Annotated in this window: 16 protein-coding genes; 4 read left to right on the forward strand and 12 right to left on the reverse strand. The window is 71.1% G+C overall.

Annotated features, from left to right (window positions below):
- Position 1 precedes the first annotated feature (1 nt).
- A complete protein-coding gene (locus tag IPM43_01975; GenBank protein ID QQS25184.1) occupies positions 2–1,066 on the forward strand; it encodes an isopenicillin N synthase family oxygenase in 1,065 nt (354 codons plus the stop codon).
- Here the strand turns inward: IPM43_01975 and hemW are convergent.
- On the reverse strand, positions 1,014–2,069 hold the full coding sequence (gene hemW, locus IPM43_01980; protein ID QQS25185.1) for a radical SAM family heme chaperone HemW: 1,056 nt from the start codon (positions 2,067–2,069) through the stop codon (positions 1,014–1,016). The two genes, IPM43_01975 and hemW, sit on opposite strands and share 53 nt — an antisense overlap.
- Before the next feature lie 83 nt (positions 2,070–2,152).
- Here hemW and IPM43_01985 point away from each other — a divergent pair, with 83 nt between their 5' ends.
- The gene (locus IPM43_01985) at positions 2,153–3,400 is read left to right on the forward strand and encodes a DUF222 domain-containing protein (GenBank protein QQS25186.1); all 1,248 of its coding nucleotides are present in this window, start codon (positions 2,153–2,155) and stop codon (positions 3,398–3,400) included.
- A gap of 10 nt (positions 3,401–3,410) precedes the next feature.
- Here IPM43_01985 and IPM43_01990 read toward each other — a convergent pair whose 3' ends face one another.
- The 7 genes from IPM43_01990 to lepA form a co-directional block, all read right to left on the reverse strand.
- The gene (locus tag IPM43_01990) at positions 3,411–3,929 is read right to left on the reverse strand and encodes a transcriptional regulator (GenBank protein ID QQS25187.1); all 519 of its coding nucleotides are present in this window, start codon (positions 3,927–3,929) and stop codon (positions 3,411–3,413) included.
- A gap of 126 nt (positions 3,930–4,055) precedes the next feature.
- Positions 4,056–4,775: a 16S rRNA (uracil(1498)-N(3))-methyltransferase gene (locus tag IPM43_01995; GenBank protein QQS25188.1), complete on the reverse strand. Its 720-nt coding sequence runs from the start codon at positions 4,773–4,775 to the stop codon at positions 4,056–4,058.
- Positions 4,772–5,896: a molecular chaperone DnaJ gene (dnaJ, locus tag IPM43_02000; protein QQS25189.1), complete on the reverse strand. Its 1,125-nt coding sequence runs from the start codon at positions 5,894–5,896 to the stop codon at positions 4,772–4,774. The genes IPM43_01995 and dnaJ overlap by 4 nt, the downstream gene beginning before the upstream one ends.
- Before the next feature lie 5 nt (positions 5,897–5,901).
- A complete protein-coding gene (gene hrcA, locus IPM43_02005) occupies positions 5,902–6,900 on the reverse strand; it encodes a heat-inducible transcription repressor HrcA (GenBank protein ID QQS25190.1) in 999 nt (332 codons plus the stop codon).
- 19 nt (positions 6,901–6,919) lie between these two features.
- Positions 6,920–8,251: a histidinol dehydrogenase gene (gene hisD / locus IPM43_02010; GenBank protein ID QQS25191.1), complete on the reverse strand. Its 1,332-nt coding sequence runs from the start codon at positions 8,249–8,251 to the stop codon at positions 6,920–6,922.
- Complete coding sequence (locus tag IPM43_02015) at positions 8,199–9,482, reverse strand: MFS transporter (protein QQS25192.1); 1,284 nt, start codon at positions 9,480–9,482, stop codon at positions 8,199–8,201. The genes hisD and IPM43_02015 overlap by 53 nt, the downstream gene beginning before the upstream one ends.
- The gene (gene lepA / locus IPM43_02020; GenBank protein QQS25193.1) at positions 9,482–11,266 is read right to left on the reverse strand and encodes an elongation factor 4; all 1,785 of its coding nucleotides are present in this window, start codon (positions 11,264–11,266) and stop codon (positions 9,482–9,484) included. Before lepA ends, IPM43_02015 begins: the two co-directional genes overlap by 1 nt.
- 150 nt (positions 11,267–11,416) lie before the next feature.
- Between lepA and rpsT the strand changes: the two genes are divergently transcribed.
- Positions 11,417–11,671, forward strand: coding sequence for a 30S ribosomal protein S20 (gene rpsT / locus IPM43_02025; protein ID QQS25194.1), 255 nt, complete (start codon positions 11,417–11,419; stop codon positions 11,669–11,671).
- Between the two features lie 8 nt (positions 11,672–11,679).
- Here the strand turns inward: rpsT and holA are convergent, their stop codons facing one another.
- Positions 11,680–12,660, reverse strand: a complete 981-nt coding sequence (holA, locus tag IPM43_02030) for a DNA polymerase III subunit delta (protein QQS25195.1) — start codon at positions 12,658–12,660, stop codon at positions 11,680–11,682.
- Positions 12,661–14,013: a ComEC/Rec2 family competence protein gene (locus tag IPM43_02035; GenBank protein ID QQS25196.1), complete on the reverse strand. Its 1,353-nt coding sequence runs from the start codon at positions 14,011–14,013 to the stop codon at positions 12,661–12,663.
- Between the two features lie 92 nt (positions 14,014–14,105).
- On the opposite strand from IPM43_02035, the gene IPM43_02040 reads away from it, so the two are divergent.
- Positions 14,106–14,552, forward strand: a complete 447-nt coding sequence (locus IPM43_02040) for a hypothetical protein (GenBank protein ID QQS25197.1) — start codon at positions 14,106–14,108, stop codon at positions 14,550–14,552.
- 16 nt (positions 14,553–14,568) lie between these two features.
- Here IPM43_02040 and IPM43_02045 read toward each other — a convergent pair whose 3' ends face one another.
- Together IPM43_02045 and IPM43_02050 are read right to left on the reverse strand one after the other, a co-directional pair.
- Positions 14,569–15,324 carry a helix-hairpin-helix domain-containing protein gene (locus tag IPM43_02045; protein QQS25198.1) on the reverse strand — a complete coding sequence of 252 codons (756 nt, stop codon included), beginning with the start codon at positions 15,322–15,324 and terminating at the stop codon, positions 14,569–14,571.
- A gap of 83 nt (positions 15,325–15,407) precedes the next feature.
- Positions 15,408–16,112 carry a tetratricopeptide repeat protein gene (locus IPM43_02050; GenBank protein QQS25199.1) on the reverse strand — a complete coding sequence of 235 codons (705 nt, stop codon included), beginning with the start codon at positions 16,110–16,112 and terminating at the stop codon, positions 15,408–15,410.
- Between the last annotated feature and the right edge of the window lie 17 nt (positions 16,113–16,129).

Raw genomic sequence — 16,129 nt, forward strand, 5'->3', positions numbered from 1 at the left:
GATGCGTACGCTACCAGCGGTGCCCGGCCCGCTCCCACTCATCGACGTCGCCGCGCTGCGCGCACCTGGGCCGGCGGCGCTCGCCGCGGCCCGCGAGATCGACGCCGCCTGCCGCAACGCCGGCTTCTTCCGGATCACCGGCCACGGGGTGCCCGACGAGCTGTTCGACGACCTAGACCGGGCCGCTCGCGAGTTCTTCGCCCTGCCCGACGCCGTGAAGTCGCAGATCGCGATGCCCCGCGGCGGCACCGCCTGGCGGGGGTGGTTCCCCGTCGGCGGCGAGCTCACCTCCGGGCGTCCGGACCGCAAGGAGGGCCTGTACGTCGGCACCGAGCTGCGCGCCGACCACCCGCGCGTCGCGGCCGGCGTGCCCCTGCACGGGCCGAACCTGTTCCCGAGTGAGCCGGCCGAGCTCGGCCCATTGGCGCTCGCCTGGATCGCGCAGCTGACCGAACTCGCCAACGTGGTGATGCGCGGCGTGGCGCTCGGCCTCGGTCTCTCGCCGACTTGGTTCGAGGAGAACCTCACCGGCGATCCGACGGTGCTGTTCCGCATCTTCCACTACCCGCCCGGCGACGACACCGACTGGGGCGTCGGCGAGCACACCGACTACGGGCTGCTCACCCTGCTCGCCCAGGACGGCTGCGGCGGGCTGCAGGTGCGCACGCCCGACGGCTGGGTGGACGTGCCCGCCGAGCGGGGCGTGATCGTGTGCAACATCGGCGACATGCTCGATCGCCTCACCGAGGGCCGCTATCGCTCGACGGCGCACAGGGTGCGCAACACGAGTGGGCGCAGCCGGCTGTCGATGCCGTTCTTCTTCGACCCCTCGTGGGACGCGTGCGTCGTGCCGCTGCCGCTCACCGGCTCGCCCCCTGCCGACGACGCCGACCTCCGGTGGGACGCGGCGAGCGTCCACGCGTGGGACGGGACCTACGGCGACTACCTCACCGCGAAGGTGGCGAAGGTCTTCCCCGAGCTGTTCACGTCGGTGGCGGCCGGCGTGGAAGACCTCAGCGGAGGCGGTGCGAGACCTCGTTCGCCAGCAGGCGGCCCGCCCGCGTGAGCACCGCCCTCTCACCGCGGACCTCTACCAGCCCGGCGAGATCGGTCATGTCCAGCGAGCCGGCGGGAACACCGTCGCGAGTCCGCAGCGCTAGCTGCAGACCCTCCATCCGGCGGGTCTCCACGTCGAGCTGCTCCGCCGCTGCCTCGGCCGGGCTCCCCTCGCCGACGAGATCCACATAACGCTCGGGGGCTCGCACGTTCCACCACCGCCGCCCGTCGCGGTGAGAGTGGGCCGCGCAGCCGAAGCCGAGGTAGTCGCCCTGCCCCCAGTAGAGCTGGTTGTGCCGGCACTCGTGGCCGGGCAGCGCCCAGTTCGACACCTCGTAGGTGGAAAGCCCCGCGGCACTCAACAGCTCGTCGGCGATCTCGTACATCTCCGCCTGCACGTCGTCGTCGGGATGCCGCTCGGGATCGAGGGCAAGCGGAGTCCCGGCCTCGACCGTCAGCCCATAGGCCGACACGTGCGGCGGTTCGAGCGCGAGCGCAGCGCGCACCGTCTCCGCCCAGTCGCCCGGCGTCTCGCCTGCGGCCCCGTAGATGAGGTCGAGGTTGAACGACTCGAACCCCACCTCGCGCGCCGCGTCGACGGCGGCGACGACGTTGGCGGGATCGTGCGTGCGCCCGAGCGCGGCGAGCACATCGGTCACCATCGACTGCACCCCGAAGCTCAGCCGGTTCACCCCCGCGGCGCGGTACGTGCCGAGCATCGCGACCGTCACGTCGTCGGGGTTGCACTCGACGCTCACCTCGGCGCCGGGGGCGATCGGGATCCGTCCGAGGACGCCGGCGAGTGCCTCGGCGGGCACGCGGGTGGGAGTGCCGCCGCCGACGAACACGCTCGTCGCGGCCGGCATCCCGGCGGCCACGGCACGGCCGATCTCGGCCGCGAGCGCGTCCATGTAGACGGCGACCAGGTGATCACGATCGGCCCAGGTGGCAAACGCGCAGTAGTCGCAACGGTGCCGACAGAACGGGATGTGGACGTAGACACCGAACGGCACTAACTCAGTCTGGCGTTCGCCGGCACCGTCCGTTTCTCAGTTCAGGGGTTGACAAGACGAACATATGTTCGTATACTGGTGTGATGGAACTCGTAGTTGGGGTCGTAGGGGTTGAGGAAGAGGCGCTGGCAGCTTTGAACGCCGGTGTCGATGCCCTCTCTCGGCTCGACCTCGACGGGCTGTCTGACGACAGATTGCATGCGTTGACGATCGCGGTGCAGCGCTGTACCGCTCGACTGGGGGTGGCCCGCGCCGCGGTGGTCCGCCGTTGGGATACGCGTGGGGTGTGGGCCGCAGATGGTTCGCGCAGCCCCGCTCACCGCCTGGCGCGAGAGACGAACACCTCGACGCACTCGGCCAGGGTGGAGCTCGCCCGGGCAAGGGATCTGGCGGTGATGCGTCGTGCTGCGGACGCGATCACCGCTGGTCGGCTGTCGTTGGATCACGTGTACCTGTTCGCCAAGGCGCGCAAGGAACCCTGCCAAGCGGCGTTCGCCGACAGTGAGGAATGGCTCGTCGATCAATGCGCCCGGTTGCCGTTCCCCGACGCCGAACGGCTCGTCAAGTACTGGCGTCAACGCGCCGACGCCGCCGCCGCCGAGGACGAGGCCGAACGCAACGAGAGCGCCAACTCGTTGCACACGTCCGCGACCTTGGACGGCACGGTGGTGATCAACGGTCAACTCGACGCGATATCAGGGGCGGTGTTCACCAACGAACTACAGCGTCTGGAGCGCCAGCTGCTGTTGGCGGACAAGGCTTCGTTGACCGTGAGAACCGTCACGCAGCGGCGGGCGGCGGCGTTGGTGGAGATGGCCAAACGCTCAGCGGCGTCCAAGACCGGTCGGCAACGGCCGCTGGTCACCGTGCTCGTCGGCGACGAAACGCTGCGGCACATGTGTGAGTTGTCCAACGGCACCGTGATCACCCCCGGCCAAGCGGCCGGACTGGTCAACGACGCACTGGTGGAATCGGTGATCTTCGACAACAAGACCACCGTCATCGCCGTCACCCACAAACGACGCTTCACCGGGGCTTTGCGGCGCGCGATCGAAGTCCGCGACCGCCGCTGCCAACACAGCTCAGGCTGCTACCAGGCCGTGGAACGTTGCGACGTCGACCACATCACCCCCTACCGCGACGGCGGGCCGACCAGCCAGTTCAACGGGAGGCTGCTGTGCGCCTTCCACAACCGCCACCCCGACGTCAGCGACCACCACCAGATCAAACCCCAACCCGTGAGACCGATCGACGACCTCGACCGCCTCCGCGCCCTCATCCGCTGGCGCAACCAACACCGACCCGACGACGACAGCGACGACGCCGCCTGAGGCAGGTCGGTCAGTCGGTGCGGAAGACGAGGTCGAGCGCTTCCAGGCGCTCACCTACCTGGTCGATCGGGACGTCGAGCATGGCCGCGATCGCCCGCGTGTCGTGGCCCCGCACGGTCAGCACCTTGCCGTTGAAGTCCTGGCGCTGTACCTGGATCATCCGCAGGAAGCGGGCAAGCATCTCGAACGGCTGGCCCTTCATCTGCGCGAGCTTGACGAGGTCGATCGCCAGCTTGCGGTACGTCCCCGTCGGCGCGTCGAGCGCGTCGAGGCTCGGCACGGCGTCGTCGCGGGGCAGCAGCTGGTCGATCGGCACGGCGTAGAACTTGGCCAGACGCTCGAGGCGCGGCACCGAGATCGCCCGCTCACCGCGCTCGTAGGCCCCGAGCACGGAGGCCTTGAACTCCTCGTCGGACTGAGCCTCGACGTCTTGGAGGGAGAGCCGCTTCTGCCGGCGGATGGCGCGCAATCGCTCGCCGACCTTGCGACTGTAAGGGGATGCGAGTGCATCCTCGTCGAAGTCAGTCATGGCTCGTTCCTTCTCCGCCTTCACTCATCGTGGCCGTTCTCACGGTGAGAGGCAACATTAGGACGAGTTGACGGCCATGGGAACCCCGATGGCCGAATCTTGACTCCCCGTAGCCTCGTCAGCACCCTACGTGGCAGCAATACCACGTAAGGCAGCCAGGATCGCGCCGGCAGTGACGGCCGCGGTCTCGGTGCGCAGAACGCCGCCGGGCAGCCCGACTCGGTGCAGCGGCAGGTCCAGCTCGACCTCGCTCCAGCCGCCCTCCGGCCCGACGAGCACCGTCGAGGTCGCGCGGGCGTCGATCAACGGCGTGGCGCCGGGCTCGGCCAGCGCCATGCGCCCTGGCGCAGCACCCGCGCCGCTCAGCACCCCGGCCACTCCCGCCGCGTGCACGATCTCGGGCAAGTACACCGCGCGGCTCTGCATCGCGGCCTCCCGCGCCACACGCTGGAGCCGCTGGAGGTGGGTGGGAAGACGCTCGGTGTCCCAGCGCACGACGCTGCGATCGGCGGCGAGCAGCACCACCTTGTCGATCCCGAGCTCGGTCAGCTTCTGCACCGCCCAGTCGACGCGGTCACCCTTCACGAGAGCGATGCCGACCGTCAGCGTTACCGCCGGCCGGGGTTCGACGCGCACCTCACCCTCGGGTTCGAGCGCGGCCCCGCCGGCGAAGCGCGCCATGCGCCAGCGGCCGGCCCCGTCGCTGACGACGACTCGTTCGCCCCGGCGCAGCCGCAGCACTCGGGCCAAATGGTGGGCGTCGGCATCGGCGAGCGACAAGAGACCGCCGTCGTCGACGGTCTCGACGAACACCTGCGCCGCGGCGTCGCGGCGCTCGCCGATCATGTGAACGCGGACTTGATCCGCGAGAACAGCCCGCCTGACTCCGGCGGGGCGACGTCGTCGCCACGCATCTCCGCGTACTGGCGCAGCAGCGTCGCCTCGGCCTCGCTCAGCTTGGTCGGCACATCGACCCTGACCAAGACGCGCATGTGGCCTCGGCCGCGACCGTGCAGCGCAGGCACGCCCCGGCCGCGCAGCACGAACTGACGCCCGGGCTGGGTGCCCGCCGGGACGACGAGCTCTTCCTCGCCGTCGAGCGTGGGCATCATCAACCGCACACCGAGAGCGGCCTGCGCGATCGAGATCGGCAACTCGGTGACGATGTCGTCGCCGTCTCGGGTGAAGTGCTCGTGGGGCGCGACGCGCAAGTGCACGTAGAGATCTCCGGCACCGCCGCCGCGTGGCCCGACCGCACCGCGCCCGGTGAGGCGCAGCGTCGAGCCGGTGTCGACCCCGGCAGGAATGTCGACCTGATACGTCTTGTCGAGGATGCGCCGTCCTTCGCCGGCGCACGTCGCGCACGGGGTGGCGATGACGGTGCCGAACCCACCACAGCGAGGGCACGCGGAAGCGGTGACCATCTGGCCGAGGATGCTCTGGCGCACGCGGCGGACCTGTCCCGAGCCGTTGCACTCGGCGCAGGTGACGGGCTCGGTGCCCGACCCGGCGCCGCTGCCTGCACAGTCTTCGCAGGCGGCGGCGGTGCGCACGCTCACCGGCACCGTGGCCCCGAACACCGCCTGCTCGAACGCGACGTCTGCGACCACCTCGAGGTCCTGGCCGCGCGGCGGGCCGGCCGCGCCGCGCCCGCCACCGCCGCCGAAGGGCGAGCCACCGAAGAACGCGTCGAACAGGTCGCCGAGGCCGCCCCCGCCGGAGAACATGTCACCCGTCGCGCCCGACCCGCCCAACCCGGCCTCGCCGAAGCGGTCGTAGCGGGCGCGCAGGTCGGCGTCGGAGAGCACCTCGTAGGCGCGGGACAGCTCCTTGAAGAGCTCTTCGGCCTGGGGGTCGTCGGGCTGCGCGTCGGGATGCAGCTCGCGGGCGCGCCGGCGGTACGCCTTCTTGATCTCGTCCGCGCTGGCGCGGCGCGACACCCCGAGCAGCTCGTAGAAGTCGGCCACAGCTCTCAGCCTTCGGCCAGGCGTTGGGCCAGCCGCTCGGAGACGACGTCGACCGTCGCCAGAGCCTGTGGGTAGTTCATGCGGGTCGGGCCGAGCACGCCGACGGTGCCGAGCTGCTCGCCGTCGACGACGACGGGAGCGACGACGACCGAGCACGCGGCGAGCGGCTCCACCCCGTGCTCGGCTCCGATGGCCACGCTCAGCCCGCGGTCGAGGACGTCACGCACCAGCGAGACCACCACGTACTGCTGCTCGAGGGTCTGCAGCACCTGGCGGACGACGGCGACCGCGTCGAACGCGCTCGCCATGGCCGACGCCCCGCCGACGTACACGTGGTCGCCCTCGTCGAGGCAGTGGCCGAGGGCGGCAACAGCCCGCGCGCTGATCATGTCGACCGCGAAGTCGCCCGTGCTCGGCACCGCCGGCAGATCGGCGAGCGCGCAGCCGGCCAACGCCTGCTGCAGGTGGGCAGTGGCAGCGGCGAGGCGGGCGTCACCGACGTCGTCCTCGAGCTCGATCTGGTCGCTCTCCACCGAGCCGTTGGACATCACCGCGACCACCATCGCGAGGCGAGCGGACAGCCCGACCACCTGCACCGATCGCACGACCGCGGCTTCGTGGGCCGGCCCGAGCACGACCGAGGCATAGCTGGTCAAGCCGGCGACGAGGTGCGAGGTGCGGGCGAGCATCTCTTCCAGTCGACCGTGCGCGGTGTCGAAGAACTCACGCACCTGCTGCACCGAGGGCTCGTCCAAGCGGCCCGGCTGGGTGAGGTGGTCGACGAAGAACCGGTACCCCTTGTCGGTGGGCACGCGCCCGGCCGACGTGTGCGGTTGGACGAGATAGCCCTCCTGTTCGAGCACCGCCATCTCGTTGCGCACCGTCGCCGAGGAGACCTTGACACCGGGCGCGGCGGCCACGTGCGTCGAGCCCACAGGCTGCCCGCTGCCGATGTACTCCTGCACGACGGCCCGCAGGATGGAGGTCTTGCGCTCGTCGAGCATCGTGGCATCAGGCTACCGACTAGAGGTGGGGGAATCGGCGGCGCAAAGCGGCGGCGTGAGCGGGAAATCCCTCTACGTCGGCGAGGGCCAGCACCGACGGGGCCATCCGCGCGAGAGCCGCGCTGTCGGCACGCGCGACGGCGGTGCGCTTCACGAAAGCCTCGGCGGTGATCCCGCTCGACACCCGCGCGAAGCCGTTCGTCGGCAGCGACGCCGGGCAGCCGATCACGAAGTTGGCCGCCGAGAACGGGGTGTCCTGGCCGAGGAGGATCTCCCCTGCGTGCAGGATGCGCCCGAGCACGTCGGCCTCGGCGTCGGCACGCACCACGAGCTGGAGATGCTCGGGGGCGAACGCGTTGACTACTTCGGCGGCCTCGACGAGCGAGTCGACGAGCACGCAACCACCGTTGACGCCGAGCGACGCGGCCGCTGCTTGCGTCCTCGCGGCGGGCAGTTCGGCGATCTGGGTGGCGAGCTCGGCGTCGGTCGACGCGGCCAGCTCCGCGCACGTGGTGACGAGCAGCGTGCACGAGTCGGTGCCGTGCTCGGCCTCGATCAACAAGTCGGCGGCGAGGCGCACCGGATCGGCCGAGGCGTCCGCGACGACCACGCTCTCCGTCGGGCCGAGGGCCATCATCGTCGCGGTCCCCCACCGCTGCACCTCGATCTGGGCCACCGTCACCGGCCACGACCCGGGCCCGACCACCTTCACCACCTTCGGGATGCGCTCCGTGCCGAACGCCATCGCCGCCACGCCCGCGGGGCCGTTCGCGCGGAACACCTCGCGCAGACCGAGCTGGCCGGCGACGGCGAGCACGACGGGGTCGACGCGGCCCCCGGTGCCGGGCTTGGGGGGCACGACCACGACGATTTCGGGCACCCCCGCGACCACGGCGGGCCCGCCGAGCTGAGCGAGCACGCTCGGGTAGCTCGCCTTGCCGCTCGGGCAGAAGAGCCCCGCCGAGGCGATCGGCGTCACCTTCTCCCCCACCGTCAACCCCGGTTCGGCCTCGAACTCCCAGTCGCCGCGGCGAGCGAGCAGCTCGGTGTTGAAGCGGCGGATGCGCCCGACCATCTCGGCGATGGCGGCGCGCAGGCCGTCGTCGGGAAAGGCCTGGGCCACCTCCCACTCCTCGTCGCCGACGCGCAGGCCGTCGGGCTCGACGTCGACGCCGTCGAAGCGGGCGAGGGCGTCGCACACCGCGACGTCGCCGCGCTCGCGCACGTCTTCGATCAGCTCGCCGACCTGGCGGCGCAACTCCGGGGAGATCGACCGGCCGAGGTCGCGCTCGACCAGCTCAGCTCGCTCGGCCTGACTCAGGCGAGACCAGCGCAGCATCCGCAGCACCATGCGCGCCGACGGTAGCGGGGCGCCGCGCAAGCACCACCGCCGACACCGCCACAGCGGCGATGGTGATCAAGGCGCCGTACCCGAGTGCCCACTCCGCACCGACGACGTCGCCGACCACACCGGTGACCGGGCCACCGATCGGTGTCGAGCCGAGGAACGCGACCGCGGTCAGCGCCATCAGGCGGCCGCGCATGTCGTCGGGGCTCTCCTGCTGGGTGATCGAGTTGACCGAGGCGAGGAACCCGGCGCCGCCGAAGCCCATCGGCAGCACGAGCACGAAGGCCGCGGCGGCGTTGGGCGCCCAGGCCACCGCCAGCGCGGAGAGCCCGAGCAGCAAGGTGTTGGCAAGGAACCACCGCATCGAGACCCAGCGCATCCTGGCTGTCGCCAACGAGCCGACCACGCTGCCGATGCTCGTGGCCGCGAGGAGCCATCCGTACAGGTTCTCGTTGCCCCAGCGCAGGTCGGCCAGCTTGGGCAGCGCGACGTTGTAGTTGAACGCGAACGTGCTGACGACGACGAGCACCACGAACACCACCCGCAGCGAGGGGTTCTGCACCACCGTGCGCAGTGCGTCGCGCACCGGCGTCCCTCCACGGGGAGCGACGACGGCCGCGTACAGCTCGCGGCGGTCCATCGCGAGCAGCGAGCCGAGTACCGCGGCGAACGACAGCCCGTTCAGCACGAAGCACCACCCCGTGCCGAGCGGGCCGACCAGCATCGCGGCGAGGGCCGGTCCGAAAACCCGGGAGCCGGTCATCACCGCGGTGTTCAACGACACCGCGTTGCCGATGTCGGCCTTCGGCACGAGCTCGGTGACGAACCCCCTCCGCGCCGGGTTGTCGAACGCGTTGATCAGCCCCAGCACGAGCGACGACACGTAGACGACGGGCATCGACACCCATCCCGCGATGTCGACGAAGCCGAGCACCAGTGCCTGCACGGCGAGCGCGGATTGGGTCAGGATCGCCATTCTCAGCTTGTCGACGCGGTCCGCTACGGCGCCCGCCCACGCGCCGAGCACGAGCATCGGCAGGAACTGGAACATCACCGTGATGCCGAGGTCGGTGGCCCGGCCCGTGGTGCGGTAGACGAGGATCGCCATCGCCGTCATCTGCAACCAGGTGCCGACGTTCGACACGAGCAGGCCGCCGAAGAACAACCGGGCGTTGCGGTGCCGCAGGGATCTGAAGGCCGAGGCGCGCTCGGTGTCAGCCCCCGGCGTGGACATCAGTCGTCCAGCTTGAGCGCCGAGATGAACACGTCGCCGGGCACCTCCACCCGGCCGATCGCCTTCATCTTCTTCTTGCCTTCCTTCTGCTTCTCGAGCAGCTTGCGCTTGCGCGTGATGTCACCGCCGTAGCACTTGGCGAGCACGTCCTTGCGCTTGGCCTTCACCGTCTCGCGAGAGATCACCTTGCCGCCGATGCCCGCTTGGATCGGCACGTCGAACATCTGGCGAGGGATCAGCTCCTTCAGCTTCTCGCACATCCGCCGGCCGTACTCGTACGCCTTGTCACGGTGCACGATCGTCGAGAACGCGTCGGCGACGATGCCGTTCAGCAACAGGTCGACCTTGACGAGCTGGCTGCGCTGGTAGCCGGCGAGCTCGTAGTCGAGGCTCGCGTATCCCTGCGTACGGCTCTTCATCTGGTCGAAGAAGTCGACCACGACCTCGGCGAGAGGGATCAGGTAGTGCAGCTCGACCCGCTCGGGCGAGAGGTACTCCAGCTTGATCAGATCGCCGCGGCGGGTCTGGCACAGGTCCATCAGCGTGCCCGTGTACTCCTTCGGGGTGATGATGCCCACCTTGAAGTAGGGCTCCTCGATGTGGTCGATCTCCTGGGCGGAGGGCAGGTCGGCGGGATTGTCGACGACCTCGAGCTCGCCGTTCGTCTTGTGCACCCGGTACTCGACGCTCGGCGCGGTGGCGATCAGCGCCAGGCCGAACTCACGCTCGAGGCGCTCCTTCACGATCTCCATGTGCAACAGCCCGAGGAACCCGCAGCGGAACCCGAAGCCGAGCGCACCCGAGGTCTCGGGTTGGTAGGTGACGGCGGCGTCGTTCAGCTTCAGCTTCTCGAGGCTCTCGCGCAGATCCTCGAAGTCGTCGCCGTCGATCGGGTAGAGCCCGCAGAACACCATCGGCTTGGGGTCGCGGTAACCGGGCAGGGCACTCGCCGCCGGGCGCGCGGCGGCGGTGACGGTCTCGCCCGAGCGGGCCTCGCCGACGTCCTTGATGCCGGCGATGAGGTAGCCCACCTCGCCGGGGCCGAGCTCGGCCACCGGCGTCGGCACCGGTCGGCGGACGCCGACCTCGATCGCCTCGTGCTGGGACCCGGCCTGCATGAACGCCACCCGCGAGCCCGGCGACAGCCTGCCGTTGACGACTCGGATCGACGACACCACGCCGCGGTACTGGTCGTACTGGCTGTCGAAGATCAACGCCTGCAGCGGGGCGTCCGCGTCGCCGCTCGGCGCCGGGATGCGGGCGACGACCGCGTCGAGCAGTGCACCCACCCCCTCGCCCGTCTTGGCCGACATGCGCAAGATGTCCTCGGCAGCGATGCCGAGCACGTTCTCGATCTCCATCGCGTAACGATCGGGGTCGGCGGCAGGCAGGTCGATCTTGTTCAGCGCGGCGACGATCTCGAGGTCATGCTCGAGCGCCAGGTAGCAGTTGGCGAGGGTCTGCGCCTCGATCCCCTGCGCCGCGTCGACGACCAGCACTACGCCCTCACACGCGGCGAGGGATCGGCTCACCTCGTAGCCGAAGTCGACGTGGCCGGGCGTGTCGATGAGGTGCAGCACGTGGTCGCGCCACTCGACCCGCACGTTCTGGGCCTTGATCGTGATCCCCCGCTCACGCTCCAGGTCCATCGAGTCGAGGTACTGCTGGCGCATCTCGCGGGCGTCGACGGCGTTCGTCAGCTCGAGGATGCGGTCCGAAAGCGTCGACTTGCCATGGTCGATGTGGGCGATGATCGAGAAGTTGCGGATGCGGGCGAGATCCATGGCCGTCCTGGGAGTCGAATGGCCATGCTACCGGTGGCCTGCTGGCGGCCTCGGTTGCCTGGTTGGGGCCGCACGTGCGCCGCTGCTACCCTCTCCGGGCCGTCTGAGCGCGCTCGTCGCGCCGCCGTCCACGACTTCGAGGGATCCTCTGTGGCCAACATCAAGAGCCAGAAGAAGCGCAACATCACCAATGCGAAGCGTGCCGAGCGGAACAAGGCCGTGCGCAGCGAGCTGAAGACGCGGGTGAAGACGGCTACGCGCACCATCGGCGAGGACTCCAACGACCAAGACGTGCGTCTCGCGGTGAAGAAGCTCGACATGGCCGCCGCCAAGGGGATCATCCACCCCAACGCCGCGGCTCGCAAGAAGAGCCGGCTGATGAAGAAGGTCCAGGCAGGCGCCTGAACCCGGCGCTAGCGGCGCCGAGCAGTGGCCGGCGCCAGCCTGGCCAAGCGCGCCACCAGCACCTCCACCACCAGCTCGGGCGGCCAGGCCTTCGCCCCCTTCAGGTCGAGGTCGGCCCCCGCGAGCAGCTCGATCGCCCGTTGCACGCCGCCGGCGCCGAGACGCTGGTACGTCACCAACGCCTTCTTCGCCGGGTATGTGGATCCGGTCATGCCGAGCACCGCGGCCGCCTCGGCCTCGCTCGCCACGTCGCGCCCGTCGAGCTGGAGCATCTTCACGTAGTGGCCGTGCAGAATGGCCATGATCGCGAGGGGATGGCGCTCGCCGCCCTGCATCATCCGCTCCAGCAGGGTCAGCGCACGCCGCGGGTCGCCGGCGTCGATCGCGTCGGTCAGGTCCCACGGCGGCACTCCCCCGGCGTCGCCGAGGAACGGCTCGACGTCGGCCACGTCGAGGACACGCCCGGGGTCGTAGGCGCCGGCGAGGGTTCCGAGCAGACCGTGCAGCAGCGCCGCGTCCTCGCCGAGCCAACGCTCGATGCGGTTGACGGCCGCGTCGGTGAGCTTCACGCCGTGGCGCTCGGCGCGCTCTTGCACCCACTCCACGCGGAACTTGGCCTTCGCCGGCGGTGTCGCCGACGTGGTCGTGCCCCCCGACCGCTTCACCGCGTCGGTCAACGACTTCGCCAACCTGCCGCCGCCGGCGACCAGCAGGAGATGGGTCGAGGGCAGCGGATCGTCGAGGTAGGCGACGAGCGGTGCCAGCGCCGCGGTGTCGAAAGCACCGATCTCCCGACCGATCACCACCCGGTGCTCGGTGAGGAACGGGGGGGTCTGGGCGGCGTCGACGAGGGCCGCGACGTCGAAGTCGCCGTCGAAATCGTCGACCATCAGACTGCGGTCGCCGTCGCCGACCAGCGCGTCGACCAGATCGCGGACGGCCTCGGAGACCAGGCTCGCTTCGTCGCCGGTGACCAGGTGGACGCTCATCTACGCAGAAGGATCGCGCAACGCGGCCGCGGCGCGCCCCCTCGTCCGGCGCACCAGCGCGAGCGGAACGCCGATCCAGACGGCCACGTCGAGCGGGCTCGCCGGCACACGTGCCGCCAGGCGGGCCACGGTCGCCACCCAGCGCACACCCATCCCGGGCAGCCACAGCAGCCAAGCGGCGAACCCGTCCGGCAGGTTCGCGCCGACGAGCGCCGCGGGAATGCCCGTGAGCATCACCGCTCCGGCGACGGGCACCGCGAGCAGGTTCGCCGGCAGCGCCACCGCCGGCGGCCAGCCGAAGACGACCAGGGTGACCGGAAGCACCCCGAGCTGAGCCGCGAGTGTCACCGCGAGCGGGGCCGTTAGCCACTGCGGTCCCGGGAGCAGCCCGGCGAGGGGGGCGGCGAGCAGGGAGAGGCCGAGCGCGGCGGTGACCGACATCCACCACCCGACCGACCACGCGAGCAGCGGGTCGACCAGCACCAGCGCCACCACAGCCAGGGCGAGCAGGCGGGCAGCCGACCGGTCACGTCCGCTGACGAACGCCGTCGCGCCGAGCCCGGCCATCACGACCGCGCGCAACACCGACGGCTCGAACCGGGTGAGCGTGGCGAAGCAGGCCAGCAGGCCGACGGTGACGAGCCACCGCGGCCACGGTGCCAGCCGCCGCAGGACGGGGCCCGCGGCCGCGAGTAGGAAACCTACGTTTTGCCCAGAAACGGCACTCAGGTGCGCGAGCCCGCTCGCCCGGAACGCCGCCACCAGCTCGGCGGACTGGTGGCGGTCGTCGCCGTAGACGAGTCCGGCGAACAGCGACCGTTCGTCTTCGCCGAGCGGGCGCGCCCCTCGCTGGAGCAGCCCGCGCACCCGGTTCACGGCGCGGTGCAGCGGTGGACCAGGCCCCCGCACGCCTACCCGAACGAGCTCGATCCTGCCCACCACGTGGCGCGATGCGAGCCATCCACCGCCCGGGCCTGCACGGCGGACACCCTCGATCCACACCGTCTCTCCCGCCAGAGCACCACGCAGCCGGCGCGCCGGGGAGCCATGGGTCCACGCCTCGAAGCGCTGCCCCTCCACCTCGAGCACCACGACCAGTGCCCCGCCGACCGGATCGGGATCGCTCACGATCCGCGAGTTGGCTGCGACGGGCCCGATCCGCGGCGATCTCACCGCCGCCCACTCGACGCCCGAACGCCAACCCGCAGCGGCGAAGGCGATCCCGGCGACGAGCAACGTGGCGCGGGCCTTCCCCCTGGCAAGGGCCGCGACGCAGAGCGCCAGGCCGGCGATGCCCCCGACGGGCACCCTCGAGCCCCCTGCCCATGCCCCGGCCACGGTCGCGATGACCACGGCGACCAAGACAGAGCCGACGCCGACGCCGGCGCCCCCGTCGCGCGCGCCGCGCCGCCATGGCCCCGACGCGGGAACGTACGATGCGCCCGATGCTTTCGCCGGCTCATCCGTCATTGCGCACCCCGGTGCCCGACGGCCTCCGCGCGCACCGCGACCGCGTGCGCCGATGGGGCCTGCTGGTCGGGCTGGCGGTACCGGCCGTGATGGGTGGTTTCGGGGCGCTGCTGCTGCGGGGCAGCGAGACGCCCTGGCGCGGCATCCCCGGCTTCGCGCTGGCGGTGATGGCCGTGCCGACGCTGCCCCTTTCGGGAATCCCCGCCGCGGCGGGCACCTGGCGCTGGGTGCTGGCGATCGGATCGAGCCTGCTGCTGTGGTTGGTGGTGGGCGTGGTGGCCACTCGCCGGGCTTTGACGCGGGTGGCCACGGGTTGGCCGGAGTGGCGCCGCGAGTGGCTGCCGCTCGCCATCGGCGTATGGCTCGGGGCCTTGGCCGCGCTCGGCATCGCCGGGGTGGCGATGTCGCTCGACCTCGTCTGAGGCGCGTGGCACGCGGTCACGTCCGCACGAGCGGGCGCAGTACCTCGAGCTTGGCCGGCCCGATGCCGGGCACGTCGAGGAGCTGATCGACGGCGACGAACGGGCCGTGCTCGTCGCGGTAGGCCACGATCGCCGACGCCGTCGCCGGTCCGACGCCGGGCAGGGCATCGAGCGCGACGACATCGGCCGAGTTCAGGTCGAGCGGCGAGGACGCCGAGGGCGGCGTCTCGGCGGCCGCCGCCGCCACCGTCGTCGATGCCCCCCCACCGGCTTCGCCCACGCGGGGCACGTAGACCTGCTGGCCGTCGGTGGCCAGGGCGGCGAGGTTCAACGCGTCGAGATCGGCGTCGGCAGCGGCACCACCTGCGGCGTCGACGGCGTCGACGACGCGCGCCCCGGCGGCGAGGCGCACCACTCCAGGGCGTCCGACGGCACCGGCGACGTGCACCACCACCTCTGCCGCCGCCGGATCAGCAGCGGCAGGCGGCGTCGTCGTGCTGGCTGGCGGCGGCGCAGACACGGCCGGCCCACCCGATGGTGCGCCCGCGGTGGCCGTCGGCAAGGTCGACTCGACCGGCGCCGGCGGGGCGCGCAGCAGCCAGTAGCCGCCGGCACCGACGGCCAGCACCGAGAGGGACACGGCGACCAGGCGACCGATCCCGAACCACGACAGGAGCTGGCGGGCGTGTTCGAGCCAGGTCGTGGGGGGAGGTGGGCGGACGAGGACCACCTCGTCTGGCGCAGGGGAATGGCCGGATTCGCCGCTCGGCATCTGAGCGGAGCCTCCTTCGACGGCGCGCCGTCACGGCGCGAGCCTCGGTCGGGGGAAGCGATGCGAACGCTAGCGGCCCGAGCTCAGAAAAGTCGGCTGGTCAGCTGCTTGCGGAACGAGGCCGTGCGCGGGTCGTGGGGGCCCATCAGCTCGAGGATGTCGACGTACTCCTGGCGCGCCTCGTCGTCGTCGCGGACGCGGTCGAGCAGCTCGGTCAGCTTGGCGTCGAAGTCGTCGGTGGGGTTCTGCGACAGCCGAGCCTCGGCGGCCACGCGCCGCACGCGGTCGTTCTCGGGGATCCTCGCCAGCAGGGCTAGCGCCTCGTCGGCGCGCTTGCCCTGCACGAGCAGCTCGGCGAGGGCGACGACCGCTTGCTCGTTGCCGGGCTCGATCTCGAGCGCCGCGCGCAAGCTGGCCTCGTCGCCGGCGGCGATCAGCGACTCGAGCTGGGACTCCTCCTCGGTCGGCTGCAAACGGTCGACGAACGCCTGCACCTCGGGCTCGGGATAGGCGCCCATGAACCCGTCTACGACCTGGCCGTCCTTCATCGCGAAGACGGCGGGGATCGACTGCACCCGGAAGGCCTGGGAGATCTGCGGGTTCTCGTCGACGTTCACCTTCACCAGCACCACCTTGCCGCCGGTGGCGTCGACGACGCGCTCCAGGATCGGGCCGAGCGTCTGGCACGGACCGCACCACGGTGCCCAGAGATCGATGACGACCGCGGTGGTGGTCGAGCGCTCGACGACCTCGGTCTGGAAGGTCGCATCCGTCACGTCGATGGCCATGGCACTGCATCGTACCG

This window comes from Actinomycetota bacterium, assembly GCA_016700055.1.
Lineage (GTDB): Bacteria > Actinomycetota > Acidimicrobiia > Acidimicrobiales > Ilumatobacteraceae > Kalu-18.